General features: G+C 67.6%; 1 protein-coding gene. It reads left to right on the plus strand.

Going from position 1 to position 306, the window contains the following annotated elements; all coding sequences use genetic code 11:
- Positions 1-306, plus strand: a 306-nt coding sequence (locus IVB32_RS06700; RefSeq protein ID WP_247410029.1) for a dihydrodipicolinate synthase family protein, incomplete at both ends; no start/stop codon positions are given.

Genomic DNA, 306 nt, shown 5'->3' on the forward strand with positions numbered 1-306 from the left:
CGCCCTGCGGACTTTCGCGTGCTGACCGGCGAGGATGCGAATTATTTCGAGGCGCTCAGCGACGGCGCCGATGGCGGCATCGTGCTGTCAGCCCATCTCGAGACCGCGACGTTCGCGGCTGTCCATGCCGAGCTGAAGCGCGGCAATCACGATGCAGCGCTGGCGCGCTGGCAGGAGGTCGCGGACCTGACGCGCCTGTTGTTCACCGAGCCCAGTCCCGCCCCGGCAAAATACTGGCTGTGGCGCGCGGGCCTGATCGACAGCCCCGAAGTGCGCCTGCCGATGGTCGAGATCGGCAGCGAACTC

Origin of the sequence: Bradyrhizobium sp. 23 (assembly GCF_023073295.1) — a bacterium.
Classification (GTDB): domain Bacteria; phylum Pseudomonadota; class Alphaproteobacteria; order Rhizobiales; family Xanthobacteraceae; genus Bradyrhizobium; species Bradyrhizobium canariense_D.